The organism is uncultured Flavobacterium sp., assembly GCF_963975515.1.
In the GTDB taxonomy this organism is placed as follows: Bacteria; Bacteroidota; Bacteroidia; order Flavobacteriales; family Flavobacteriaceae; genus Flavobacterium.
This window is the reverse complement of sequence record NZ_CAXBGY010000001.1, coordinates 301,191-326,091: the sequence shown is the minus strand read 5'-3', so window position 1 is coordinate 326,091 and position 24,901 is coordinate 301,191. Positions and strand designations below refer to the sequence as shown.

Below are 24,901 nucleotides of genomic sequence, written 5' to 3'. Positions count from 1 at the left end.
GAATTTAGAATTTAGAATTCAGAAAAACAGAAACTATAGATGAACGAATTTACAAATCAAACAATAGATATTTCAACCTTACCCAAGTTTGAAGAAACAACTTTAAATCCTTTGCAAAAAGACTATTTCAAAGTCATGCTTATTCAATTTGGAATCGTCTTTGGAATACTTTTAATCGGAATCATTGCACTTTACTTAATTTCTATTGAAGAGTTAATCCAAAATAAAATTATCTATTTCATTATAGGTTGGTTGGTTTTGTTGCTATTGAGTTTTCTATATTTAAAAATAAGTTTTGCTAAAAAAGGATTTGCCTTACGTGAACATGACGTGATTTTTAGATCAGGTGTAATTAGTGAAACTACTACAATTGTAACCAACAACAGAGTACAACACGTAGCTTTACATCAAGGTATGCTTTCTAGATATTTTGGATTAGCTTCTATTGAATTGTTCACAGCTGGAGGAAGTGCAAGTGATTTGAAAATCAATGGTTTATTATTGGAAGACGCCAAAAAAGTAAAGGAAAGTGTTTCCCTAAAAATCAATGAAATAGAAGCTGAAGTTGTTGAAGAACAAATTAATGAGGATCAAATTCAAGTTTCAGAAAATAATTTAAAAGAAGATTCAGATGAAATCTAATTTTGATTTTTCTATTCCTCAAAGACAATCCTTAATTGGTGTTGTTGTTTTGTTTGCAAACACCTTACAGAAATCTGTTCGTGCACTTTGGCCATTTATATTAATAGTTTTCTTTAAAAAAGATTCTTACAGTGCTATTCAGGTTTATTTAGGAATAGTTGGAATAATTATATTTATTGCTATTATCGCATTTTTAAGATATTGGTTTTTTAAATTCTACATAGATTATAAGTTGGAAGAATTTGTTATTGAAAATGGAATTTTAAACAAAACCAAAACAACTATTCCTTTTCACAAAATTCAAAAAGTCAATATTGATCAAAGTTTAATTCAACGCATTTTTAACGTTCATAAAGTAGAATTAGATACAGCAGGGAGCGATAAAAAAGAAGCTTCAATAAGTGCAATTTCTCAAGAAATGGCTGTTGAGTTAAAACAACATTTGTTAGAAAACGCGGATAAAAATACAAATTCAACGAGCGAAGTTTTTCATGAAGAAGAACCAAAATCGTTTATCACAATAGGAATTCCAAGTCTTTTAAAAATTGGAATTACAGCTAATTATATTAAGAGTTTTGCATATATTTTTTTAGTTTTCACTACTGTTTCAGATAATTTAAGACAAATTGGCCGTGATGATTTGATTGATGACAATATTAATCAGTTAGAACAAATTCCAATTGCAAGTTTAATTCTTGGTTTTCTGATTTTTATTTTTACTGCTATTATTGTGGTGAATTTATTTATCACAGTAATTAAGTATTTCAATTTCACGATCAAGAAAGATAAGAAATCATTTGTGTTGACTTACGGATTATTAAATATAAAAAACACTATTATTAATCCTGAAAAAGTTCAAATTATTAAGTTGACGCAAAACTTTTTTCAGAAGAAATTAGATGTTAATACAATTGAAATATTTCAAGCTTCTAGCGATATTAAGCGAGCTAGTGCAAAGGATAAAACAAAAGTTCCAGGTTGTAATAAGTCAGAAAAAGAGCAAATCTTAAAACTGCTTATTGGAAAATTGCCACAACATCAAAAAACCTTAGTTCCAAACATTAGAAAATTACTTTTAAGTCTATTCTTTTTAATTCTAATTCCTGTTAGTATTGGACTAATCATAAATTATAACATCAATAAATTTACCTTAATAGAAATGGTAATTGTAATTTCAATTTACGTTTTATTTTTTGGAACAATTTTATATTTTTCATATCGTAATTATCGATTGTTTATTTCTGATGAGTTTATTGTAAAACAAAGTGGTGCTTGGGATATTGATCATGAAATTATGATACCATATAAAATTCAAGCTATTGAAACCCAACAATTCATATGGCAAAAAATCACAAATATTGGTTCAATAGTTTTATACACTGCTGGTGGAAGAGTTTCTTTTTCAACGGGTAATTACACAGAAATTAAGGAACAAGTTAATAAGTGGTTGTATCAAGTAGAAATTTCTAAGGAAAGTTGGATGTGATTTTAGTTTTAATGTTGCAAAGAAAAGAAGCTTAGTAGCTAAGTTTAATGATTAAATTAATAAAAAAGTAGTATGTTTGATATTTCACAATTCATAGTTACTCTCTTTGGAATTTTCTTAATTTTTGCTAGTTTTTTGATGTTTTTTAGTCCTGAAAAAGTTAGAAATATTATTGCAAAAGCAGGAAGTACTTATTTAATTAATTATTCAGAATTACTAATTAGATTTATTGTAGGATTAGCATTCCTTAATTCAGCAATATTTTCAACATATGGGTCATATCTTGAATTAATTGGCGAATTTTTGATGATTACTGCTGTTTTATTAATGTTTGTGCCAATAAAATTACATAATAAATTTGCAAAAAATGCAGCAGATAGATTAAAACCTTTTTACTTGAAGTTAGTAGCTCCAATTTCTTTATTTTTGGGAATATTTTTAATAAGAGCAATAAAAATTGGTTATATAAACTTTTAAAAACAATGAAAAACTGGATACAAGCCGCAAGATTACGAACATTACCTTTATCACTTTCCGGAATAATTGTAGGAAGTGCTTATGCCTATCACCAAGGATTTTATGATTATAGAATTTTGGGATTAGCTCTTTTAACTACTTTAGGACTACAAATTTTATCAAACTACGCTAATGATTACGGAGACGGAATAAAAGGCACAGATGCCAATAGAATAGGAGAGAAACGAATGGTTGCTGCTGGATTTATAACAGCAAATCAAATGAAGAAAGCTGTAATTATAACTGCTATTATTACTTTGTTTCTTGCTTTAGCTTTAATTTACGTTGCATTTGGCAAAGAAAATTTTGCATTAAGCATGATTTTTATTCTTTTAGGAATAGGTTCAATTGGAGCAGCTATAAAATACACTGTTGGAAGTAATGCTTATGGTTATAATGGTTTAGGAGATTTATTTGTTTTTATTTTCTTTGGATTTGTTTCTGTTATAGGTTCAAATTTTTTATACACTCATTTTTTAGATTGGAAATTGTTTTTACCTGCAACAGCAATTGGTTTGTTGAGTGTAGCAGTTTTAAATTTAAATAACATGAGAGATATTGAAAATGATAGAATTTCTGGAAAAAGAACCTTAGTTGTCAAAATGGGATTGAAAAAAGCTAAAAATTATCACTACTCATTATTTATTATAAGTTTTATATGCATGTTAATTTTTGCTAAATTGATTCATCTTACATTAATACCAATTTTAATTGTTAATATACTTTTCATAAAACATATAGACACGGTAAAAAAAGCTAAAGAATTCAAAGATTTTGACCCTGAACTCAAAAAGGTTGCTTTGGGAACATTTGCTTTGAGTTTACTGGTAAGTCTTAGTTTAATATATTTGTCTAAATAATAAAATCATCAAAATTAACCATGAAAAAAATCCTTTGTATTGCTTTACTATTTTCAATTAATCTAGTAAAATCTCAAACAACAACTCAATTAGCAGTTTCAGAAAGTCCAGAATTTAAAGATGAAATTTCTGTGGATGGTGTTTTGGCTATTCATACTACAGAAAGTGGAAAAACCGGTTTGGTTAGAGCCAATAAGAACAACTTTCTATTAGATGTTTTTGATGCTAAATTGAATAAAATTTTCACAAAAAGAGTAGAAAGTAGTAAAAAAGAAAGTTTTGATGGTTATGTGAGTTTTGAAAACGAAATTAAGTACATAACCGTTATGTCACCAAGCAAAAGAGAACGCATTGTGTATTGTAATACTTTCAATATTGAAAGCAAAACCTACTCTCAAAAAGAACTTTTTAAAGCTGATGTAGAAAAAGGTGGTTTGTTTACTGGTAGAAACAAAAGAGGTACAAATGTCTCTATCTCGCCAAACGGAAAGTACATTGCCATTGCAACGGACAACATAAAAAAGAACTTAAATTCTTATAAAATTCATGTTTTTGATTCGGAAACACTTAATTTGGTCTTTCAAAAAACATATCAAGAAGATAAAGATAATTATTTTGAACCTAATGATTTAGTTGTCGATGATGAAGCTAACGTTTTTGCATTAGGTAAATTGTTTATCAGTGGAAAATCACAAAAGAAAAATGGTGATGCCAATTATGATTTTGTGTTGAATAAAATTTCAAAAAGCAACAATCAAAACATTAAAATTAGTTTAGAAAGTGATAATTTTATATCTTCATTAGCCATAAATTATTATGAAAATAAATTAAGTTTAGTTGGGTTTTACTCGAACGAAAGAGAAGGAAATATAAAAGGTGGATGTAATTTTCTAATAAATGCCTTGTCGTTATCAATTACAGGTAAAAAGAATTCAGAATTACCAAAAGATGTTTATCAGGATTTGTATGGTGATGCAAAAGCCGAAAGACATGATAGAAAGAAAAAAGAACTAAACTCTTTTTATGTTGATTATGTGGTTAGAGATAATATGGGAAATACGTTTGTATTAGCCGAAGAATTTTATGTAACTCAAACCTATGTTGCTACAGGAATGAATGGAGCTGGTTATTGGACTACAACGTATCATTATGATGATATTTTGATTTTAAAATTTGATAAAAGTGGTGAAATAAGTTGGGGAAGAAGTATTTTTAAAAGATCAACAGTTCCTTCTTATAACGCATTTTTAAAAGATGATAAATTACACGTAATATTAAATTCAGGTAAAAATTTGACTGAAAAAAGTGATGGAAGAACCAAAGTATCTAAAGGTTGGTTTGAATCCTCTGCTTTATATGACTTTACTTATTCTCCTGACGGAAAAGTTGAGTACAATAAAATTCAAGATAATAAAGGAAATACGTATTATTTGCCTTTTTACGGAACCTATAATTTAGATACATTCATTATGATGAGTGATGGTGGAAGAAAAAAACAATTTATGATACTTCAATAATTTAAATATACTAACTATGAAAATTACATTTTACGGTCACGCTTGTGTAGGAATCGAAATTGAAGACATAAATATTCTTATAGACCCATTTATCACAGGAAACCCAAAAGCTTCGCATATTGACATTAATTTGCTTAAAGCGGATTATATTTTGGTGACTCACGCTCATCAAGATCATGTTTTAGATGTTGAAACTATTGCTAAAAGAACGGATGCAGTAATTGTTTCTAATTATGAAATTGCTACTTATTACGGAAATAAAGGTTTTCAATTTCACCCAATGAATCATGGAGGAAGTTGGGATTTTGAATTTGGAGTGGTAAAATATGTCAACGCAATTCACACTTCAGCTTTTGCAGATGGAACTTATGGCGGTCAACCTGGAGGATTTGTAATCGAGGGAGAACGAAAAAATATCTACATTGCTGGTGACACTGCTTTAACAATGGATATGAAGTTAATACCAATGAGAACAAAACTAGATTTAGCCATTTTACCAATAGGAAGTAACTTTACAATGGATGTAGAAGATGCAATTTTTGCTTCAGATTTTGTAGAATGCGATAAAATATTAGGGTATCACTATGATACTTTTGGTTACATCGAAATCAATCATGAAGAAGCAAAACGTAAATTCTTTGAAAAAGGTAAAGACTTAATGCTATTAGAAATTGGTGAATTTATAGAGTTATAATATTGGAAAAAACGGCATATAATTTGCAAACTTGTTTCAAACGCAATTCATGAAAAAAATTATTATAGTAGCAATCTTGTTTTCATTTAAAACATTTGCACAGAAAGAAGGATATTGGGACAAGGAAAGAGCGACTTCAAAAGAAGTTACGCTTTCAGCTGGAAAAAGAACACTTATTAAATCGGAAGATTTACCTGTTGGAACAACCGAATTTATTTATAGAATTACAGTTTTAGACGAAAATCAGAAATTGAGTGGTAGTTTGGTTTCGGTTTTAAAAGCGATTCCTGATCCTTCTGGAATTAGTCAAGGTGCTGCTGGAGCAATTCATTTAACATCAACAATTGCAGGAAGCGATAAATGTACCTATGCTTTGTTTTCATCTGCAGATGCTGCAAATTTATTTTTAAAGGAAGCAAAACTTGATGGTGCTTGCTTAACTGATAAAGAGAAAGTTAATAAAGTAGCTCGTTTAGTTTCAACAAGTTCTACTTGCTTAATCAATATTCCTTATTTGTGGTTCGGAATTGAAAGTCAAAATTGGGTAATGAACCAAAAAATAGTTGTCGAAGTTGTACCATGGGTTGATTATAAAGCTAGTAGAGGTTGGGATTTATCGGCTAAAAATGAAATAATTTCACTTGTCAAGAAATTACCGGTTTATTCAAAGCTAAAAAATACAGATTTATTTGCGGGAAATTTTATCAATTTACTTTCTACAACATACACTTACAAAGAGTTTACGCAATTGGTTGCAGCTGAAAAAACAGTTGCTATTGAATCTATTACTGAAGGCAGTTTAAAGAAAACAGGTGAAACTAAGGTATTTTATGATTTAATTAGAGATAAATCATATTTTGAATTTAAGAAAGGAAATACCGATAAAGCTATAGCTATTATTCAAAATGAAATCTTTACTAAAAAAAGAGAAACATATATTGATTTTGGAGTTTTAGGAGATTATTATTTGTTTTCAAAACAATTTACTAAAGCAGAAGAAGCATATAATAAAGGATTACAATTAAATGCAACTGAACTAAGCTTTTATTTGAATTTAGCCCATGTTTATATGTTTACTGATAGACTTTCAGAAGCTAAAGTAATACATAAAAAATACGGAAACGAGTCAGTTTCTAGTAAAACAACATGGAAACAACAAGTTGAAAACGATTTTAAACTATTTGAATCTAAAGATTTACCAACAGAAAATTTTAAAAAAATACTAAGAGTTTTGGATTAGTGTTCAGTTAGTAGAAGGTAGATTTCAGATTTTATAAATTTAACTAAAAAGTTCACAAAGAATCTATCTAAAACTATGCTAAGCAAAGTGATTTTTACATAAACAAAACTCTATGATTCTATGTTTTTAAAATAACTCTGTAATACTTAGTGAAACCTTTGAGAAACTCTGCGTAAAAAAAAAAAAAAATTGAAAGCAACTTACAAAAAATACATACTAAACTTTAAACGACCAAGCGGAACTTCAAGAGGAGTTTTAACCGAGAAAGAAACTTGGTTTATTATCTTAGAAGAAAACGGAAAAATTGGAATAGGAGAGTGTGGAATTTTGAGAACATTATCCATTGATGATCGACCAGATTATGAAGAGAAATTGCAATGGGTTTGTGAAAATATTCATTTAGGAAAAGACACACTTTGGGAAGCACTTTTAGAGTTTCCTTCTATACAGTTTGGAGTTGAAACAGCATTCCTTTCTCTGGTTTCTAAAACACCTTTTGAGTTGTTTGAATCTGAGTTTACTTCTGGACAAAAAAGCATGCTGATTAATGGTTTGGTTTGGATGGGTGAAGAAGCTTTTATGAAGCAACAAATTGAAGAAAAACTAGCTCAAGGTTTTACTTGCATAAAATTAAAAATTGGAGCGATAGATTTTGAAAAAGAATTAGGATTATTACGTTTTATTAGACAACATTTTGACGAAAAAACTATTGAAATTCGTGTTGATGCTAACGGAGCTTTTAGTTCAAACGATGCTTTATATAAATTAGAACAATTATCTGGTTATCAATTACATAGTATTGAACAGCCAATTCAAAAAAACAATACTGACAGGATGTCAGAGCTGTGTAAAATCACTCCTTTACCCATTGCTTTGGATGAAGAGTTGATTGGTGTGTTTTTACCTTCAGAAAAGGAAACTTTGTTGCAAAAAATTAAGCCACAATACATCATTTTAAAACCAAGTTTAGTGGGTGGTTTTAGAGGAACTTTAGAGTGGATTACGATAGCTGAAAAGCTAAAAATTAAGTGGTGGATTACATCTGCTTTAGAGAGTAATATTGGTCTGAATGCTATTGCACAATTTACTTATACTTTGCATAATTTGTTGCCTCAAGGATTAGGAACAGGTGGTTTATATACTAATAATTTTGACTGTCCTTTAGAGGTTTTAAACGGACAAATTTGGTATAATAATGAGAAGAATTGGGAAGTAGATTTTAAAGATTTTGCATAAAAAAAAACCAACAAAATCTAATTTTTCCGACGATACTTTTTTTTGTTCTAAAAAGATGTGAATTTAATAATAAATTTAAAAAAAAATACTTCATATTCTTGCCTTGAAAAAATTTAAATTTTTAATCAAGCATTGAGTATCTGATATTTTTCAAATAAATTTATGTTAATTTTTTAACAAATAACTTATTTTGTTTAATGTTTTTTTATATTTGTTAAACAAAAATAATAAATTCTTACTTATGAAATCCTTTTTTATAAAATTCGCTTGTCTATCTTTTATCTTTTTTATGTCATTTAAACCATCTGTTCCTGATTTTCAAGGTCAGGCATATTATTTTTCAAAATCATCAATGGATTTAGGAACTTGGGGAGCACGAATGAGCGAAGAACAGAAAAAAGAGACTCAAGCTCGTCTAAAAAACAGATTGGAAAAATCATACATATTGAGCTTTAATAAAGAAGAATCTATCTTTAAAGAAGAAGATAAAGTAGATGCTATTTCAGGAGCAACTGATTCTTGGGGTAGTAATTTTACTCGTGGAGAACAATATAAGAATGTAAAAGAAAACCGTTTAGTACAAAGTCAAGAATTTTATGGTAAACGTTTCTTAGTAAAAGATTCCTTAAATTCAATTCCTTGGAAAATGGGTAAAGAGACTAAAAAAATTGGGCAATATTTGTGTTTTAAGGCAACAGCATCTATTCCCACAAGCGAACTTTCATGGTATGATTTTTCATGGAACGATTTAAGAGAAACTGAACAAAAAGATGATTCAACACAACCTGCTGAAGTAAAAATGACGTCTGTAGAAGCGTGGTATACTTTACAAATTCCTGTGAATAACGGTCCTGCTGAATATTGGGGGCTTCCAGGTCTAATCTTAGAAGTTAGTGCTGGTAATACGACTATTCTATGTTCTAAAATCATTCTAAACCCTAAAGAAAAGCTTGTCATTTTAGCACCAGATAAAGGAAAAGAAATTACAAAAAAGGACTATCAGTCAACTATTCAAGAAAAAATGCTTGAAATGAGAAACAATCGTGGTAGAAGAAATTAAATCCTATTTTGTTAATTTAAAGATCTAAACGTACAGAAATACAAGACCATGAAAAATATTATTTATATACTGTTACTTTTGGTAGCTAGTTTCTCTAATGGCCAAATAAAATTAGAAGGTGTAGTTAGAGATAGTCTAAAAAATCCATTAGAGTTAGCCAATGTAGTTGCTTTAAATCAACAAACAAGTAGTTTAGAATCGTATGCTATTACTGATAAAGAAGGAAAATATAAGCTTGAATTAGGAAAAAATGGAACTTATACCATTCAAGTTAGTTACATTGGTATGAAAACTTTTGAAGAAGTATTATCTACAAATGAATTGAACATTCAAAAGGATTATACATTAATTTTCGAAAATACGCTTGATGTAGTTGAATTGATTTATGAAATGCCAATTTCAATTCGTGGCGACACACTTACTTATAATGCTGACTCATTTAATACAGGAACAGAACGTAAGCTTGGTGATATTTTAAAAAACTTACCTGGTGTAGAAATTAATGAAAATGGTCAAATAGAAGTAGAAGGAAAAGTAGTCAATAAATTAATGGTAAATGGTAAAGATTTCTTTGATGGTGATACTAAATTAGCTTCAAAAAACATTCCATCTAATGCTGTTGATAAGATACAAGTTTTGCGTAATTATGCCGAAGTTGGTCAGTTAAGTAGTGTGCGAAATAACCAAGATAACTTAGCCATCAATATAAAATTAAAAGAAGGAAAAGAGAATTTTTGGTTTGGTGATATTACTGCAGGAGCTGGAGCTTCTCCTGATAAAGCACTTTATGTAGTTCAACCTAAACTATTCTATTACAGTCCAACGCATAGTATAAATTTTATTGGAGATCTTAATAACACAGGTGAATTGGCTTTAACAAGACGTGATATTAGAGGTTTTGGAGGTGGTTTTAGGCCACCAAGTAATAATAATGGAACAAGTATTAGTCTTGGGGATAACAGTCTTAATTTTCTAACAAATCAAGCTAATGCACTTGAAATCGATAATAAGCTAGCTACTGGTAACTTTAGTTATGCAGCTTCAAAAGCTTTAGATTTAAGCGGTTTTTTGATATACAATAGCAGCCGTATTCTCTCAAAAGAGACCAGTTTTGTGCAATACACTAATCCAGAATTAGGTATCCCTGATGAAGCTACAGAACAAAAAAGTGATGAACGTTCTAATCAAGGTTTACTTAAGTTAAGTGCATCGTATAAACCAAATGCAAGCAATCAAATGGAGTATGATGTGCTAAGTCGAATTTCTAATGACAGACAAAATCAAAATGTGTTTTCATCTGTAATTGGAAATACTAAACAATTGGATGAAGTAACACCTTATAGTATAAATCAGAATATCAATTATTACTATACTTTGGATGAAGATAATATTTTTGCTTTTGAAGCTCAACATTTATTTAAAAATGAAAACCCTTTTTACAACGCTTTATTGGTTAATGATCCCAATGGAGTTGATGCTTTTGATACAACAGCATCAGCATTGGGTTTAGATACTTCTTTAATCAACTATGATTTGAATCAAAATAAACGCATTAAATCAAACCAACTTGATGCAAAGTTAGATTATTATTATATCATCAATCAGAAGAGTAATCTTAATTTAACAGCTGGAACCATACTAAGTCGTCAAGATTTTAATTCGAATATTTTCCAATTCTTAGAAAATGGCAATAGCTTTCAACCAACACCAACTTTCAATGATGTTCGAGCTACAAATGATACAAAATATATTTTTAGTGATTTGTATTTAGCTTTTCGTTATCGTTTTAAAACAGGTAAGTTTACAATGACACCAGGTTTTTCGGTCCATTCATATAGCAATAAAAACACTCAATTTGGGGAAACATTTAAAAACAATTTTTTCCGTTTTTTACCAGATTTTGAAACCCGAATTCAATTCAAAAAGAGCGAATCTTTGACATTACGTTATGATATGCGAAATCAGTTTACAGATGTGACTCGATTAGCAGAAGGATTAGTACTTAATAATTTTAATAATATTCAGTTTGGTGAACCTGATCTTCAAAACGCATTGTCACATAACGTAAGTTTGTTGTATTCAAGTTTTAATTTATTTAATTATACAAATGTATTTGCTCGAGCTGCTTACTCTAAAAATATTGATCAAATACGAGGTCTTACAAATTTTGAAAATGTAATCCGAACAAGTACCTATTTTAATTCTAATTTTGCTGATGAAAATGTAAGTGTTGTAGGGCAAATTCAACGAACTTTTGGTAAAGTTAGAGCTAGTTTAAACGGAAATTTTAATTATAGTAAAATCAACCAGTTTATTCAAGGACAACAATCTTTAAATGAAGCATATACACAAACATATACACCAGGTTTACGAACTAATTTTAAAATCGCTCCAAATGTAAGCCTCAGTTATAGATATAGTGTAACAGAAAATAATCAAGGTAGTCGTAAAACAGTATTTAAAACAAATGCACCAACAATTTCTTTTGATGCTTACATTTGGAAAAAAATAACAGCTAAAAGCAATTATAGTTATACAAGTCAAAGTGATGGAAGTGGTGAATCGCAATCCTTTCAAAATTGGGATGCTACGCTTTCTTATAGAAAAGATAAAGATGCAAAATGGGAATATGAAATGCGAGCAACTAATATTTTAAACATAGATTCACAGGTTCGAAATAGCGCAAATAGTGTTTCTGTTTTCTCTTCTGAAACATTTATTCAGCCACGTTTTTTAACCTTTAGATGCACTTATACGCTATAAGTATTCCCAATAATTAGAAATTATGATTTTTTAACTATAATTTTATATTTTAAAGATTTTACATAAAAAAAACCGACAAAATTTGTCGGTTTTAATCTTTTTCTTTTTCAATTTTTTCTATATTCTATTTTTCAACTTTAACAGTTCCAGAACCGTCTTTTACTTCAACTTCTGTTTTTTTATCTCCATCTTTTGTTGAAAATTCTACACCGTCAGAATTTACGCTAATAGATGTTCCATCATTTTGTTCTGCTGCAGGTGCTGCTTCTTTTTCAATAATAACAGTTTCTTTTTCAACTACTGTTTCTTTTTCTTGATTATCCTTACAGCTTACTGTTGCAAATATTGCTAAACTAGCTAATATTAATGTTACTTTTTTCATCTTTTTAGTTTTAATGATTATGGTTGCAAGATAGTCACAGAATTACGTTTTTGTGTTATAATACTTTTATGAAGTTTTATAGAATTGCCATTTAAGAATGTATTTTATCAATCAAAGTTCCAATAATTATTACAAGAACATAAAAGCTTATAAATCCTAAAATGTAAGCAAATAAAGCTTTTAGATAGTTCATTTTCTTATTTTTATCAAAGAAATTACCAATTGCCCAAGAAATATAAATAAACCCAATAATGCCTCCAATTTGTAGAACTTTCAAACCAGTTAAACTTTCAAATAATCCAAAAACAGAATATATCAACATTCCAATTCCCATTACAAAACATAGGACTATTAGTATTTCATAAAAGTTGTATTTGTATTTTTTGAATAACAGTTTTGTCCAAAAAGCAATGAATACTCCCATTAGAATGTTGGCATAACCATAATTATTCTGAATCCAATCCATAAGAATTGTGACCGTTGTTTTTTTGGTATTGCTATATTTTACATAACCATCTTCAAACCTAAAAATCTCTTTGAATAATGTGTAAATTAAAGATGATATAATGATAAAAATTAATGGTTTAACTAGTCTGTTCCTATCGTTTTCAATAAAGTCTTTGATTGTTTTTCCTGGTCTGATTACTAATTCTCTGATGGTATAGAAAATTCCTTTGTCAAAATTTATGATACTGCTAATTTCGTTTAGAACATAAGCTCTATCAATTCTATTTAATTCAATAGCTTGTCCGCAGTTTGGACAGTAGTTGCTGTTGATTTCTATGTTACAGGTTTTGCAGTGGTTCAAGTTGTTTTGGTTTAGACTAATTAAGAAAGTATTAGTTTGATTTTAAGTTATAGGCTTGATTTTATATTTTTAATTATTATTCAATGCTTTATATTCCTGCATTACTTTATTAAATAAGTCTAAACTTAATTTAGAATTAATAATCCTATTTTGAAATCCTGATATTGCAAACAAAAGTGGAAGTTGTTGAGTATTATATTCATTATTTCTTATTACTTCTTTCCAATCTTTTATTTGAAATTTATCTTTTAAGGTTAATAATAATTCTTTTTGAAAATTTTCAGCTTCTTTTGTACTAAAATATTCAGGCAAAGCGTTGCAACCAATTGCTTTTTGATATAATTCTCGTATTTCAATTTCTTTTTCAGAAACTTTATTTCCAAAGTAAAAGAAAAAATAAACTGATGATAAAAGCATAATTCCTCCAATTGTTAAAGATAAAAGTGGGTTTAAAGGAAAAACATTTCCAAAACTAGCTCCAATAAGAAAAATAATAGAAAATAATAAAGTAAACCAAGAGAGGTATGTTTTAAACATACTCTTGTAATTTAATCCTATATCAATTATGTTTAATTCACTTATATAAAACACACTATGTACAGGTATTAATGGGATTCCGATAATAAAAAATATAGTTTTAATATATTGTTCATTCAATCCATCAGTTTTTCCTAACTTTCTTAATCCAAATATCATATTTCAAATTTTACATTAGAATAATTAAGAACTCATGAATGTTAAAAATTTTATTTATTATCATGAATCTAAATTTATTATCAGCTGTAAATATAAATAAAAACCACAAAAAAAATCCAAAAGCAATCACTTTTGGATTTTTGATATAAAATTTGTTTGTTTTTTAGTTTTTACTATAAGTTACAGCCAAAAGGGATCTGTTACATTATCTGAAAAATTTTCTTCGGAATGATTTGTTTTTATTAGTTGTAATTGCTCTTCTGTGGCAATTGTTTGAATTTCACCGAACAAAACTCGTTCTTCAAACCGAATGTGACTTTCCAATTCTACTTCAATTGAAGTTAAATTTTTTAGGATATCTGTTTTTGATTCAAACAAGCAAATTAACCTTCGATGTTCAGTCAATGCTTTTTTTACGAGTTCATGTTCATTACCTAGAATTGTAAAAATGTATTTTTCTTCTACTTCAAAATGTGGAATTAAATGGTTTTCATAAAACCAATCTACATATTTTTTGATGCGAATAGGATCAACTTCTTTTTTAAAACCCGTTCTTATTTTCCAACAGAGCAATAAGCCATGATGATGTTCACGACTAATTGCTTTGAGATATTCATTTCTTTTTATGGGCATTAGTTTAATTGTTTTTCTAATTCAATTGCTTTAGGAAACAAGATATTGTTTTCTAAGTGTATATGCAAATGTAAATCTTGTTCAAATTCTTTTAATAAAGCAAATGTTACTCGATATGTATTACAAGCATCTTGTGGAGGTGTATAATTATTGCTTATTTCTTCAATTTTTCTAAATCTATCGCCTTCTGTTGTATGTTCGTCCATCATGGCTTGAATTGGGAATTGAACAGATTCAAAAACTGGAGTTTCTACTTTTGTGTTTTCTTGTTGTGATTTTACCATTTTTCTGATAAACGGAAAAACCATAAGCTCTTCTTTTTTCATGTGCATTGCTAATTCACCTGCAGTTGCGTTAAAATGTTTGTTGATTTCATATAATTCGGGATGACGTTCACCATGAACACGACATATTTTATCCAAATAGGGTTTTATTTCTAATGTTTTTTCTTCCACATAACGATGGTGTTTTTTCTCAATATAATCGGCTAATAAATCTAGTGGCCAACTTTTAAAGTCGATTGAACTATCAGATTGAGATTGCATAAGTGCATTCAAATCTGAAACAACTAATTTTTCATCAATTTTTTTTGCTTCACAAGCATCATTAATGGTTCTGTTTCCTTGACAGCAAAAATCTATATTGTATTTTTTAAAAACTGATGCTGTTCGGTAGTCATTTGCTACCAATTCTCCGATAATTTGATCTTCTTGAATATTCATGATATATTTTATTTATGATTTGTTGAATAATTTAATTCCAAAAATTGTTAAGCAGGCAACTTTAATAATTTCCATTCCTACATAATAAAAATGAAGGTTTGAAGCTGGTGGTTTTTGCCCTTGAATGTAAAGTTCTGCTCTAGTATCTAATGCTGGTAACGCCCAAAAGGTTTCAATTATCAATATTAATAAAGGGATAAAGTAGAGTGTATTTTGTAAAGTAATAAATTTTGTTTTTGAGAAAAGTAGGTTGCTAATAATAACCAAAGCAAAAACCCATTCTACAAGATTAAGTGCGGTAAAAACCAATCTTCCAATACCTAAACCAATAGGAATTGTAACTCCAGGAGCACGGAACTTTAGCCATGCTTCCATAAAACTTATAGCACAAACAAATCCTATCCAAAGGAATGTGCTTGCAATAGAGATTTTAAATTTTGATGGTATCATAGTAAAGGTGTTCCAGGGTAATTTTTATAATATTCTATTTTTGAATGAAACATTTCTGCCATTCGTTGCCCTTGCCATTTAGCACGTTCGGCTTTTTCTCCTTCAAATAAGTCATTAACTGTTGTATTAAATAAGATTAGCCACTTTTCAAAATGTTCTAAATCTACAGGTAATTTTGCGTGAGGTAAGAAAGGACTTCCATAATACGTATGTTCTTCTAATAATACGGTTTGCCAAAAAGTATACATTTTTTCAAGATGTTGTGGCCAACGGTCTTCTATTTTGTTATTGAAGATATCTTTTAATAATTGATCTTCGCGAATTTTATCGTAAAAAGTATTTACTAAAAGTTTAATATCGTTTAAGTTTTTAATATCGTTTTTCATTATCTCTAAATCTTATTTTTCTGAAGCATCATAAACCTGATTAATGATTTATCTTTTTCTAATTTATTATTGGATGCTTTTGTCCACTATTTAATTAATTTTTTTTATCGTTTTAAAAAGGTTAATCCTTTTTCAAAGTCATCAGCCAATGATTTTACTGTTGTATTTTCAAGCATCATTTTAAGCTCATCTCTTATTAACTTAAATTGATTATGTACAGGACAAGGTAATTTTTCATTACATTTATTTAAACCTAATCCACAACCAACATAAATATCATTTCCATCAATTGCTTGTACAATGGTGCATAGTTTTAACTTATCCAATTCAACTTTATCAATTGAAAATCCACCTGTTGGTCCTTTGTCAGAATTAATAATTTTGTTTCGTGATAATAGTTGTAGAATTTTTGAAGTATAAGCAGATGGTGATTCAATTGCTTTAGCAACTTCAACTAAACTTACTTTTCTATCTAACTGTGATTGTTCAGCTATATATATTGATGCTCTAATTCCGTATTCACAAGCTTTTGAAAACATATAAGATATTTATTTGATACAAAGATAAGTATTTTTTTTAATAATGGATAATATTGTCCATTATTATTATGTTATAAATTCAACCTACAAAAAAATCCAAAAGAAGTCCCTTTTGGATTTTAATTTTTGTTTTAACTTTTCAATTCGTTTTACTAAAACTGTTTTAAAAAGAATTATAAAAAACAAGTTAGCTTATTCTTTAATAATATTCCTAAAAGTTGATTTTCCATTAGCTTCAATATTAATAAAGTATGTTCCGCTTGATAGGTTAGATAAATCAATTGTGGTTGTGTCAGAATTTATATTTAAAGACATGATTTTTTGACCCACAACTGTATAAACATTAATTGTTGAAATTAATTCTTTAGCCGAAATAGTAAGTTTGTTTTTTACTGGATTAGGGTAATAATTTAATCCTGAAATATCAAAAGTATCCATTGCTAAATTACATGGTTGAGGCAAAACTGTTACAGAAATTGAGTTACTTTGTACGCTGCCTTCTACTGTATGACAACCTTCTCCATCATTTAAATTACACATATAAACTCCGCTTTCAGTTGGTGTATGTGAAATTATCGGACCACTTACTTGACCAGAACCTCCTCCTTGAATATAATTTCCATTAAAAGTCCAATTATAATATGGAAAGGGACTATTGATATTAACTCCTGTTGCATTTAAAGTTACACTATCTCCAGCACAAATAGTTGTAACATTTGCTGTTATAGTTACCGACAAAACAGTAGGAGCAACAATGGAAACTGTGGTACTTACACTAGCATAAGGTGAATTAACGCATGCAGCATTACTAGTTAAATTACAACTAACCACATCATTATTTTGTAGCGAAGTGGTTGAGTACGTATTTTGGTTTGCGCCCACATCAATACCATTTACTTTCCATTGATATAATGGATTTGTTCCACCATCTACAGCTGTTACTCCAAAATACGCTGTTTGCGAACCACAAATTGGTTGATTGCTTCCACTATAAAAAGTAAGTTTTGGAGCTGTTACATTTTGACTTACTATAAAGACTATTTGTTCTGTTATTCCATTAATACTAGAACAAATGGGAGTGATTTCAATTCTATATTTATCATTACAATTAGTTTGGGAGAATGGGAAAGAGATGGAGTTGGCTGGATAATTTAAAGTTGTAAAAGCTGTCCAACTAGAAGTAGCATAATTGTATAATCTAATTTTTTGAGAAACACCTATTTCTGCTAGCCAAGTTGCATTAATAGTATTGCCTACTGTTTCATAACTTACATCAATATTAGAAACTTTTTGATTATAACACGGTTCTGAGATACAGTTGGCTATGCAAGATAACGTATTTATCGAATTGTTAATAGTTGTAATAGATTCGGGTGCCCAATTGTTTGAACTATTTATAGACGGATTCATTATAAATCCTGTAGTGTGTTGACAACCAAAATTATGACCTAATTCGTGCGATAAAATATTTCGTGTATAATCAGAATTTGAAACGTAGTTTTTTACAACAGAAGTACCGGAAGTGTTGCACATGTTTAAGGAACCTAAACCAATAACAGAGCCTGGTCCACCTTGATTTTGAAAAAGCACTTTAATATCATACGGATTGCTAAACATTTGATTAGCGTTCCATGAAAAATTATTGTAATTTTCATATATATCTAATGTAGTTGTCCAGTTATTACAATCGTTACAAGTAACTATAAAATGTTCATTTACTTTAAAATTTACATCGTCTGAAAGTCCGTTAACTATTGTATAATTAACTTGCGAAAGATTTATAAGTTCTAAAGTTCTATTTATTGCACCGCTTATAGATCCATAAGTTGCGTACATTGAATAATCAACCGCAAAATTAATGTCTACAGTTTTGCAACCACCAGTTGCTGTACTTTTTTGATTGCTTATAGGTGATTTTTTTTCTTGATTTTGAAGTCCACAAGTAAGAGTAGTTTCTTTAATAATGTCTTTTACCTCATAATAGATGTACAAATTAGAAGTTGCATTTTTATCAAAGTTTTGCAGTGATTCTATATAAAATTCTTTACTTGGGTTTTTGATATATAAACTATATCGATCTTCAAACATTGAAAACGCTAGTTGACTATTAGAATTTGAGTAATTAAGAAAATACTTTCCGTCAAAACCAATTTCATCAAGATGTTTTCTTTCAATACCGCTTGAGTTTTTTATTGATAAAATATGATTATCTGAGATAACTCTGTTTTCTTTTAATTTAAAAATATACTCTTTATCTAAGGCAATTATTATTTCTTCTCCATCGGAAATTCGTTGTAGTTTATCATCAATTTCTAAAATTTTATACGATTTGAAATTTTTTGATAAATTAAATTCATTTGAATTTTTTTCAGAAAATGAAATTCTATTTTGAGCAATTCCTTGAAAAACAATTGAAAAAAATAAAAAAAGTAGGTATTTATTTTTCATAATTTATTGATTTTAGGTGTGTTAAATTAAACAAATGTACTATAATTCAATTATTTATTTTAAAAATCAATTTCTTTTTTTAATAGTAATCATAAAATTAAAAAGCACAAAAAAATCCAAAAGAACTAACTTTTGGATTTTTTATATATTTTATTGGATTAACGGTTTGTTGAAAAGTTTCCCACTTTCGTGGGAAAGATAATTGTTGGTTAACGCAAAGTAGCTCCAACTTCTTTTTCAAAGTTAGCTTGTAGTTTTTGCATTACTTTTTCAATTTGTTTTTCTTCTAATGTTTTCTTCTCATCGTTCATTATAAAGCTCACAGCGTACGATTTTTTGTTTTCTGGTAAATTGTTACCTTCATACACATCAAACAGGCTTATTTCTTTGATAAGTGTCTTGTCTGTTTGTTTTGCAATTTTGTAGATGGCTTCAAACGTAACTTCTTTATCTACTAACAAAGCTAAATCTCTACGAACTTCTGGGAATTTTGAGATTTCAGTTAATTTCAATTTGTTAGAAACATATTTTTGAATGGCTGCCCAATTTAAATCTGCATAAACAACTTCTTGTTTGATATCAAAAGCTTTTAAAACTGATTTTTTTACGATTCCAAATTCCGCAATGGTTTCTCTTCCAATAACAAAAGATAATCCTTCTGAAAAAACATCATTTTCTACTGGAGATGAATTTACTTTTTGGTCTAAACCAATTCGAGTAAGCAAAGCCATAACATAACCTTTCATCAAAAAGAAGTCCGATTTTGTAGCTTCAGTATTCCAGTTTTCAGCTGTTTTATTTCCCGTAAGGTATAAACACAAACGTTTTCTTTCATCATACCCATTTTCCACTTTGTGATACGTTTTTCCGAATTCATACAAACGTAAATTTGATTTTTTACGATTAATGTTGAATGAAATAGCTTCTAACCCTGAAAACAATAAAGATTGTCTCATAGCAGAAAGTTCAGTGCTTAATGGGTTTATAATAGTAACGGTTTCAGATTCAAGTAACTGCTCTGATAATTTAATATAGTCAGGAGTAGTTAAAGAGTTTGCCATCATTTCGTTGAACCCTTGTGAGCACAATTGGTCTGATATGATGTTTTGTACTTTGTATTCTTCAGTTCTAGGAGAATTGGCAATCGTTGCATTCACTTTGGTAGTAAATCCAATGCTGTTGTAACCATACACACGAAGAATTTCTTCGATAACATCAATATCTCTTTGTACGTCAACTCTATAAGATGGAATAGTTAATCCTAATCCATTTTCGGTCATGCTATTTACTTTAATTTCTAACGAAGTTAAAATGGTTTTGATGGTTTCTTTTTTTAATTCTTCACCAATAACTTTATTGATTTTATCGAAAGTCACGAAAACGCTAAAGTCTTCAATCTTCTTTGGATAGAAATCTACAATATCGGAAGTAATTTCTCCACCAGCTACTTCTTGAATTAATAAGGCAGCACGTTTTAAAGCATATTCTGTAATGGTAGGATCAATTCCTCTTTCAAAACGGAAAGAAGCATCTGTATTTAAACCATGACGTTTAGCTGTTTTACGAACAGAAACGGGATTAAAATAAGCACTTTCTAAAAATATATTTTGAGTATTCTCAGAAACACCTGATTTAATTCCACCAAAAACTCCAGCAATACACATTGGGTCTTCAGCGTTACAAATCATAACGTCTTCCTTGTCTAAAATACGTTCCACACCATCTAATGTTGTAAATTTTGTTCCAGCTTTAACCGTTTTAACGATTACTTTGTTTCCTTTTATTTTGTTGGCATCAAAAGCATGTGTTGGTTGACCTAATTCGTGCATTACGTAATTAGTAACGTCCACTATGTTGTTTTTTGGCGTTAATCCAATTGATTTTAAACGATTTTGCAACCAAGTTGGTGAAGCTTTAACTGTAACTCCAGAAATAGTAACCCCACAATAACGAGGAACTAATTCTTTGTTTTCAACTTCGATATCAATTTTTAATGTTCTTCTATCAACATTAAAACTACTTACTGAAGGAGTTATTAATTCAGAATTAATATTAGTTTGAACTAAACCTGCTTTTAAATCACGAGCAACTCCCCAATGACTCATTGCATCAGCACGATTTGGTGTTAGACCGATTTCAAATACTTCATCTGTTTCAATATTAAAAACATCTTTTCCTAAAGTTCCAGGTTTTAAATCTTCGTTTAAGATTAGAATTCCATCGTGACCTTCACCAAGACCTAATTCGTCTTCGGCACAAATCATTCCGTGACTTTCTTGTCCACGAATTTTACCTTTTTTTATTTCGAAAGAATTCCCTTCTTTATCGTATAATTTTGTTCCAATAGTTGCCACAGGTACTTTTTGACCAGCTGCTACGTTTGGAGCACCACATACAATTTGAATTGGAGCATTTCCGTCTCCTAAATCAACAGTTGTAATTTTTAATTTATCAGCATCAGGATGTTTTTCACAAGTCAACACATGACCTACAACGATTCCTTCTAAACCACCTTTTAGGCTTTCAAATTTATCTACACCTTCTACCTCTAAACCTAAATCGGTAAGCAAAGCAGCAGTCTCTTCTGATTCCCAGTCGATTTTAATAAATTGTTTTAACCAATTGTATGAAATACGCATTTTGTTCGAATTTTAAGGGTGCAAAGATACTTTTTTAAATTTAGAATTTAGAATTTAGAATTTAGAATTTTTGACCTTTCTGAAAATCCAAAATCTGAAAATCTGAAAATCCAAAAGCTATCTTATATAATTTCTTCTACGTGTTTTTTGATATTACTAGCTAATTTCACGGTTGGTAAATCATTAGCATCATTTCCGAAAGGATCTTCAATTTCTTCTGCAATTAATTCTAAACTTGCCAAAACATAGAAAGTAAATACAACTACAGGAATTACATAATACCCCAAACTAAAGACATATCCAAAAGGCAAGGTCATAATATAAAAGAAAATAAATTTCTTTATGAATGAACTGTAAGAGTAGGGAATAGGTGTGTTTTTAATTCGCTCACAAGCACCACAAATATCTGTAAAAGATTGAATTTCGTTGTTGATAATGATTAATTGATCACCTGAAATTTTTCCACTTACATGTAGATCATGTATTTTTTGAAACATCATTTTGGCAATTTGATTGGGTCTGTGTTTGTGGTGATCGATATCTAAATCCAAATCTTCAAAAAGCATTTTGGCCGTTTCTTCGTCATTTAAGTGTTTTTGTAAAATAGAAGCATAACCAGGAATTACTTTTCTGAAGAAGTTTTTGTCGTGTTCGTCTTTTAGAATTACAGATAATTTAATAGCTAAGTTTCGACTATTATTAACCAATGCTCCCCAATGTTTTCGACCTTCCCACCAACGATCATAAGCTGTATTTGTTCTAAAAACTAGAAGTAATGAAATTACAAAACCTAACATTCCATGCATGATGGTTATGTTTTTTACGTGGCTCTGTTCTGATAATTTCCAGTATTCCAATTCTAAATAAGCTACTCCATAAGAGAATAAGCCTATAGTTATCATCATTGGAATTAATTGACGAAAAGTATCGGCTTTATGAAATCTGAAGATGAATGTAATCCAATCTTTTGGGTTGTATTGTACCATTTTTTATTTTAAGGTTAAGGGTTATAGGTGATAGGTTATGGGAGTTTTTTTGATAATAGTTTGCCTATTGCCAATTACCCCAAAACCATTACCTAGCTTATATAATTCCAAATATTTTTCTTTTTGCTCATGGCTATGAAAACTTCGCGAAGTCTTTTGTGCTCTGGTTTTTCCATTGGTGCATCAGCTTTTAAAAGTTTTATTGCTTCATGTCTAGCTACTTGAAGAATATCTTTATCTCTAACCAAATCAGCAATTTGAAGATTAAGCACACCACTTTGTTGTTTTCCCATTAAATCACCAGGACCACGAAGTTTTAAATCTACTTCAGCAATTTCGAAACCATCATTGGTTTTTACCATTGTTTCCATTCGTGTTTTACTGTCATCACTTAATTTGTGGCTTGTCATAAGGATGCAATAACTTTGTTCAGCACCACGACCAACTCTTCCACGCAATTGGTGTAATTGTGATAATCCAAAACGTTCGGCACTTTCAATAATCATTACAGAAGCATTAGGAACATTAACACCAACTTCAATTACAGTTGTTGCAACCATTATATTGGTTTTGCCTTCTGAAAAGCGTCTCATTTCTTCTTCTTTGTCAGCAGGCTTCATTTGTCCGTGAAGAATAGAAATAGAGTAGTGAGGTAAAGGAAAATCTCGAGAAATACTTTCGTAACCATCCATTAAATCTTTATAATCCATTTTTTCAGATTCTTGAATCAACGGATAAACAATATAGATTTGTCTGCCTTTTGCGATTTCATCTTTAATGAATTTCCAGACTTTTAAACGATTGCTGTCAAAACGATGAACGGTTTGAATAGGTTTTCGTCCTGGTGGCAATTCGTCAATTACAGAAATGTCTAAATCGCCATATAAACTCATGGCTAATGTTCTTGGGATTGGTGTTGCAGTCATCACTAAGACGTGTGGTGGAATTGTATTTTTTTTCCACAATTTACTTCGTTGTTCTACACCAAAACGATGTTGCTCATCAATAATGGCCAAACCTAAATTTTGAAATTTGACTTTGTCTTCTAATACAGCATGTGTTCCGATTAAGATGTCTAAAGTTCCGTTTTCAAGAGCTTCATGAATTAATCTTCGTTCTTTAGTTTTACTTGAACCCGTTAGGATTTGTATGTTAATATCTAAATCTTTAGCTAATTCGGTTAAACCTATAAAATGTTGATTGGCTAAGATTTCTGTAGGAGCCATTAAGCAACTTTGAAAACCGTTGTCTTTTGCTATTAGCATGCACATTAAGGCTACAATTGTTTTTCCTGAACCAACATCACCTTGTAATAATCGGTTCATTTGAGCATTGCTTCCCATGTCATTTCGAATTTCTTTTAGTACTCTTTTTTGAGCATTTGTTAATTCAAATGGTAAATGGTTTTTGTAGAAATTATTAAAATTATCACCTACTTTTTCAAAAGGATGACCTTTGATTTTATGTTTTCGAATTAAGTTTTTTGTGATGAGATGTAATTGAATGAAAAACAATTCTTCAAACTTTAAACGAAATTGCGCTTTAGCTAATAAATCCTGATTTTTTGGAAAATGAATATTGAATAAAGCGGCATTTTTTGGAATTAATTTAAGTTGATCAATTAAATATTCCGGCAAAGTTTCAGAAAAAAGAGCTTGAGTTTCTACAAATAATTGTTGCATTAACTTATTGACAACTTTATTAGTAATTCCTTTATTGTTAAGTTTTTCTGTACTTGGATAAACAGGTTGCATAGCGGAACGAAGGCTGGCTTTATGTTCGGCTAATAATTCCATTTCAGGATGAGCCATATTGAACGTATTTCCAAATTGAGTAACTTTTCCAAAAATGACATAAACTTCATTGATTTTCAAACCTTCTCTAATCCATTTTTGACCTTGAAACCAGACCAACTCCATTTCACCAGTATCATCAATAAATTTTGCTACTAAACGTTTTCCTCGTTTTTGTTCAACGGTTTTTAAGTTTATAATTTTTCCAATTATTTGAAACTCTGAACTGGTATTTTGTAATTGATTTATTTTAAAATAATGAGTTCTATCGATATATCTATTGGGAAATAAATTGATTAAATCAGCATATTTATGAACATTTAATTCTTTTCGAAACAACTCTCCACGCTGTGGACCGACACCTTTTAGGTATTCTATGGGAGTTTCTAAGAGATTGTTCATATA

22 protein-coding genes are annotated in these 24,901 nt (G+C 29.4%); 10 read left to right on the top strand and 12 right to left on the bottom strand.

The features are described from left to right. Window positions 1-39: 39 nt before the first annotated feature. The 10 genes from AAC008_RS01500 to AAC008_RS01455 all read left to right on the top strand — a co-directional run bounded on the left by AAC008_RS01500 (window position 40) and on the right by AAC008_RS01455 (window position 12,014). Window positions 40-642, top strand: a complete 603-nt coding sequence (locus tag AAC008_RS01500) for a PH domain-containing protein (RefSeq protein ID WP_339886986.1) — start codon at window positions 40-42, stop codon at window positions 640-642. Then, a complete protein-coding gene (locus AAC008_RS01495; protein WP_339886985.1) occupies window positions 632-2,128 on the top strand; it encodes a PH domain-containing protein in 1,497 nt (498 codons plus the stop codon). Before AAC008_RS01500 ends, AAC008_RS01495 begins: the two co-directional genes overlap by 11 nt. A 72-nt stretch (window positions 2,129-2,200) precedes the next feature. Further along, window positions 2,201-2,605, top strand: coding sequence for a hypothetical protein (locus AAC008_RS01490; protein WP_339886984.1), 405 nt, complete (start codon window positions 2,201-2,203; stop codon window positions 2,603-2,605). A gap of 5 nt (window positions 2,606-2,610) precedes the next feature. Continuing rightward, window positions 2,611-3,504, top strand: coding sequence for a 1,4-dihydroxy-2-naphthoate octaprenyltransferase (gene menA / locus AAC008_RS01485; RefSeq protein WP_339886983.1), 894 nt, complete (start codon window positions 2,611-2,613; stop codon window positions 3,502-3,504). Window positions 3,505-3,524: 20 nt separating this feature from the next. Next, entirely contained in the window at window positions 3,525-5,021 is a 1,497-nt protein-coding gene (locus tag AAC008_RS01480; RefSeq protein ID WP_339886982.1) for a hypothetical protein, read from the top strand. A gap of 16 nt (window positions 5,022-5,037) precedes the next feature. Then, complete coding sequence (locus AAC008_RS01475) at window positions 5,038-5,715, top strand: metal-dependent hydrolase (RefSeq protein WP_339886981.1); 678 nt, start codon at window positions 5,038-5,040, stop codon at window positions 5,713-5,715. Between the two features lie 49 nt (window positions 5,716-5,764). Continuing rightward, entirely contained in the window at window positions 5,765-6,955 is a 1,191-nt protein-coding gene (locus AAC008_RS01470) for a hypothetical protein (RefSeq protein WP_339886980.1), read from the top strand. Window positions 6,956-7,144: 189 nt separating this feature from the next. Next, a complete protein-coding gene (locus tag AAC008_RS01465; RefSeq protein WP_339886978.1) occupies window positions 7,145-8,191 on the top strand; it encodes an o-succinylbenzoate synthase in 1,047 nt (348 codons plus the stop codon). A gap of 241 nt (window positions 8,192-8,432) precedes the next feature. Next, window positions 8,433-9,251: a GLPGLI family protein gene (locus tag AAC008_RS01460; protein ID WP_339886977.1), complete on the top strand. Its 819-nt coding sequence runs from the start codon at window positions 8,433-8,435 to the stop codon at window positions 9,249-9,251. Window positions 9,252-9,299: 48 nt separating this feature from the next. After that, entirely contained in the window at window positions 9,300-12,014 is a 2,715-nt protein-coding gene (locus AAC008_RS01455) for a carboxypeptidase regulatory-like domain-containing protein (protein WP_339886975.1), read from the top strand. Between the two features lie 124 nt (window positions 12,015-12,138). Here AAC008_RS01455 and AAC008_RS01450 read toward each other — a convergent pair whose 3' ends face one another. From AAC008_RS01450 to recG, 12 genes are all read right to left on the bottom strand, one after another. After that, the gene (locus AAC008_RS01450) at window positions 12,139-12,396 is read right to left on the bottom strand and encodes a hypothetical protein (protein WP_339886974.1); all 258 of its coding nucleotides are present in this window, start codon (window positions 12,394-12,396) and stop codon (window positions 12,139-12,141) included. A gap of 91 nt (window positions 12,397-12,487) precedes the next feature. Next, window positions 12,488-13,204 (bottom strand): DUF3667 domain-containing protein, encoded by a 717-nt coding sequence (locus tag AAC008_RS01445; RefSeq protein ID WP_339886973.1) that lies wholly within the window; start codon window positions 13,202-13,204, stop codon window positions 12,488-12,490. Between the two features lie 69 nt (window positions 13,205-13,273). Continuing rightward, window positions 13,274-13,900, bottom strand: a complete 627-nt coding sequence (locus AAC008_RS01440; RefSeq protein WP_339886972.1) for a hypothetical protein — start codon at window positions 13,898-13,900, stop codon at window positions 13,274-13,276. Between the two features lie 180 nt (window positions 13,901-14,080). Continuing rightward, window positions 14,081-14,533, bottom strand: coding sequence for a hemerythrin domain-containing protein (locus AAC008_RS01435; RefSeq protein WP_339886971.1), 453 nt, complete (start codon window positions 14,531-14,533; stop codon window positions 14,081-14,083). Further along, entirely contained in the window at window positions 14,533-15,255 is a 723-nt protein-coding gene (gene ric, locus AAC008_RS01430; protein WP_339886970.1) for an iron-sulfur cluster repair di-iron protein, read from the bottom strand. Before ric ends, AAC008_RS01435 begins: the two co-directional genes overlap by 1 nt. Window positions 15,256-15,267: 12 nt before the next feature. Continuing rightward, window positions 15,268-15,705, bottom strand: a complete 438-nt coding sequence (locus AAC008_RS01425) for a hypothetical protein (RefSeq protein ID WP_339886969.1) — start codon at window positions 15,703-15,705, stop codon at window positions 15,268-15,270. Further along, complete coding sequence (locus AAC008_RS01420) at window positions 15,702-16,091, bottom strand: group III truncated hemoglobin (protein WP_339886968.1); 390 nt, start codon at window positions 16,089-16,091, stop codon at window positions 15,702-15,704. Before AAC008_RS01420 ends, AAC008_RS01425 begins: the two co-directional genes overlap by 4 nt. A gap of 104 nt (window positions 16,092-16,195) precedes the next feature. After that, on the bottom strand, window positions 16,196-16,630 hold the full coding sequence (locus AAC008_RS01415) for an Rrf2 family transcriptional regulator (protein ID WP_339886967.1): 435 nt from the start codon (window positions 16,628-16,630) through the stop codon (window positions 16,196-16,198). Window positions 16,631-16,822: 192 nt separating this feature from the next. Continuing rightward, window positions 16,823-19,078 (bottom strand): zinc-dependent metalloprotease, encoded by a 2,256-nt coding sequence (locus tag AAC008_RS01410; RefSeq protein WP_339886965.1) that lies wholly within the window; start codon window positions 19,076-19,078, stop codon window positions 16,823-16,825. A gap of 209 nt (window positions 19,079-19,287) precedes the next feature. After that, a complete protein-coding gene (gene pheT, locus AAC008_RS01405) occupies window positions 19,288-21,717 on the bottom strand; it encodes a phenylalanine--tRNA ligase subunit beta (RefSeq protein ID WP_339886964.1) in 2,430 nt (809 codons plus the stop codon). Window positions 21,718-21,839: 122 nt separating this feature from the next. Continuing rightward, a complete protein-coding gene (locus AAC008_RS01400) occupies window positions 21,840-22,703 on the bottom strand; it encodes a bestrophin family ion channel (protein WP_339886963.1) in 864 nt (287 codons plus the stop codon). Window positions 22,704-22,795: 92 nt separating this feature from the next. Next, entirely contained in the window at window positions 22,796-24,898 is a 2,103-nt protein-coding gene (recG, locus tag AAC008_RS01395) for an ATP-dependent DNA helicase RecG (RefSeq protein WP_339886962.1), read from the bottom strand. Window positions 24,899-24,901: the final 3 nt, after the last annotated feature.

What these genes read in the sequence shown, in the direction of transcription:
- AAC008_RS01500 (WP_339886986.1), top strand. Translation starts at nt 40, where the DNA reads ATGAACGAATTTACAAATCAAACAATAGATATTTCAACCTTACCCAAG.
- AAC008_RS01495 (WP_339886985.1), top strand. Translation starts at nt 632, where the DNA reads ATGAAATCTAATTTTGATTTTTCTATTCCTCAAAGACAATCCTTAATT.
- AAC008_RS01490 (WP_339886984.1), top strand. Translation starts at nt 2,201, where the DNA reads ATGTTTGATATTTCACAATTCATAGTTACTCTCTTTGGAATTTTCTTA.
- menA (WP_339886983.1), top strand. Translation starts at nt 2,611, where the DNA reads ATGAAAAACTGGATACAAGCCGCAAGATTACGAACATTACCTTTATCA.
- AAC008_RS01480 (WP_339886982.1), top strand. Translation starts at nt 3,525, where the DNA reads ATGAAAAAAATCCTTTGTATTGCTTTACTATTTTCAATTAATCTAGTA.
- AAC008_RS01475 (WP_339886981.1), top strand. Translation starts at nt 5,038, where the DNA reads ATGAAAATTACATTTTACGGTCACGCTTGTGTAGGAATCGAAATTGAA.
- AAC008_RS01470 (WP_339886980.1), top strand. Translation starts at nt 5,765, where the DNA reads ATGAAAAAAATTATTATAGTAGCAATCTTGTTTTCATTTAAAACATTT.
- AAC008_RS01460 (WP_339886977.1), top strand. Translation starts at nt 8,433, where the DNA reads ATGAAATCCTTTTTTATAAAATTCGCTTGTCTATCTTTTATCTTTTTT.
- AAC008_RS01455 (WP_339886975.1), top strand. Translation starts at nt 9,300, where the DNA reads ATGAAAAATATTATTTATATACTGTTACTTTTGGTAGCTAGTTTCTCT.
- AAC008_RS01450 (WP_339886974.1), bottom strand. Translation starts at nt 12,396, where the DNA reads ATGAAAAAAGTAACATTAATATTAGCTAGTTTAGCAATATTTGCAACA.
- AAC008_RS01440 (WP_339886972.1), bottom strand. Translation starts at nt 13,900, where the DNA reads ATGATATTTGGATTAAGAAAGTTAGGAAAAACTGATGGATTGAATGAA.
- AAC008_RS01435 (WP_339886971.1), bottom strand. Translation starts at nt 14,533, where the DNA reads ATGCCCATAAAAAGAAATGAATATCTCAAAGCAATTAGTCGTGAACAT.
- ric (WP_339886970.1), bottom strand. Translation starts at nt 15,255, where the DNA reads ATGAATATTCAAGAAGATCAAATTATCGGAGAATTGGTAGCAAATGAC.
- AAC008_RS01425 (WP_339886969.1), bottom strand. Translation starts at nt 15,705, where the DNA reads ATGATACCATCAAAATTTAAAATCTCTATTGCAAGCACATTCCTTTGG.
- AAC008_RS01420 (WP_339886968.1), bottom strand. Translation starts at nt 16,091, where the DNA reads ATGAAAAACGATATTAAAAACTTAAACGATATTAAACTTTTAGTAAAT.
- AAC008_RS01415 (WP_339886967.1), bottom strand. Translation starts at nt 16,630, where the DNA reads ATGTTTTCAAAAGCTTGTGAATACGGAATTAGAGCATCAATATATATA.
- AAC008_RS01410 (WP_339886965.1), bottom strand. Translation starts at nt 19,078, where the DNA reads ATGAAAAATAAATACCTACTTTTTTTATTTTTTTCAATTGTTTTTCAA.
- pheT (WP_339886964.1), bottom strand. Translation starts at nt 21,717, where the DNA reads ATGCGTATTTCATACAATTGGTTAAAACAATTTATTAAAATCGACTGG.
- AAC008_RS01400 (WP_339886963.1), bottom strand. Translation starts at nt 22,703, where the DNA reads ATGGTACAATACAACCCAAAAGATTGGATTACATTCATCTTCAGATTT.
- recG (WP_339886962.1), bottom strand. Translation starts at nt 24,898, where the DNA reads ATGAACAATCTCTTAGAAACTCCCATAGAATACCTAAAAGGTGTCGGT.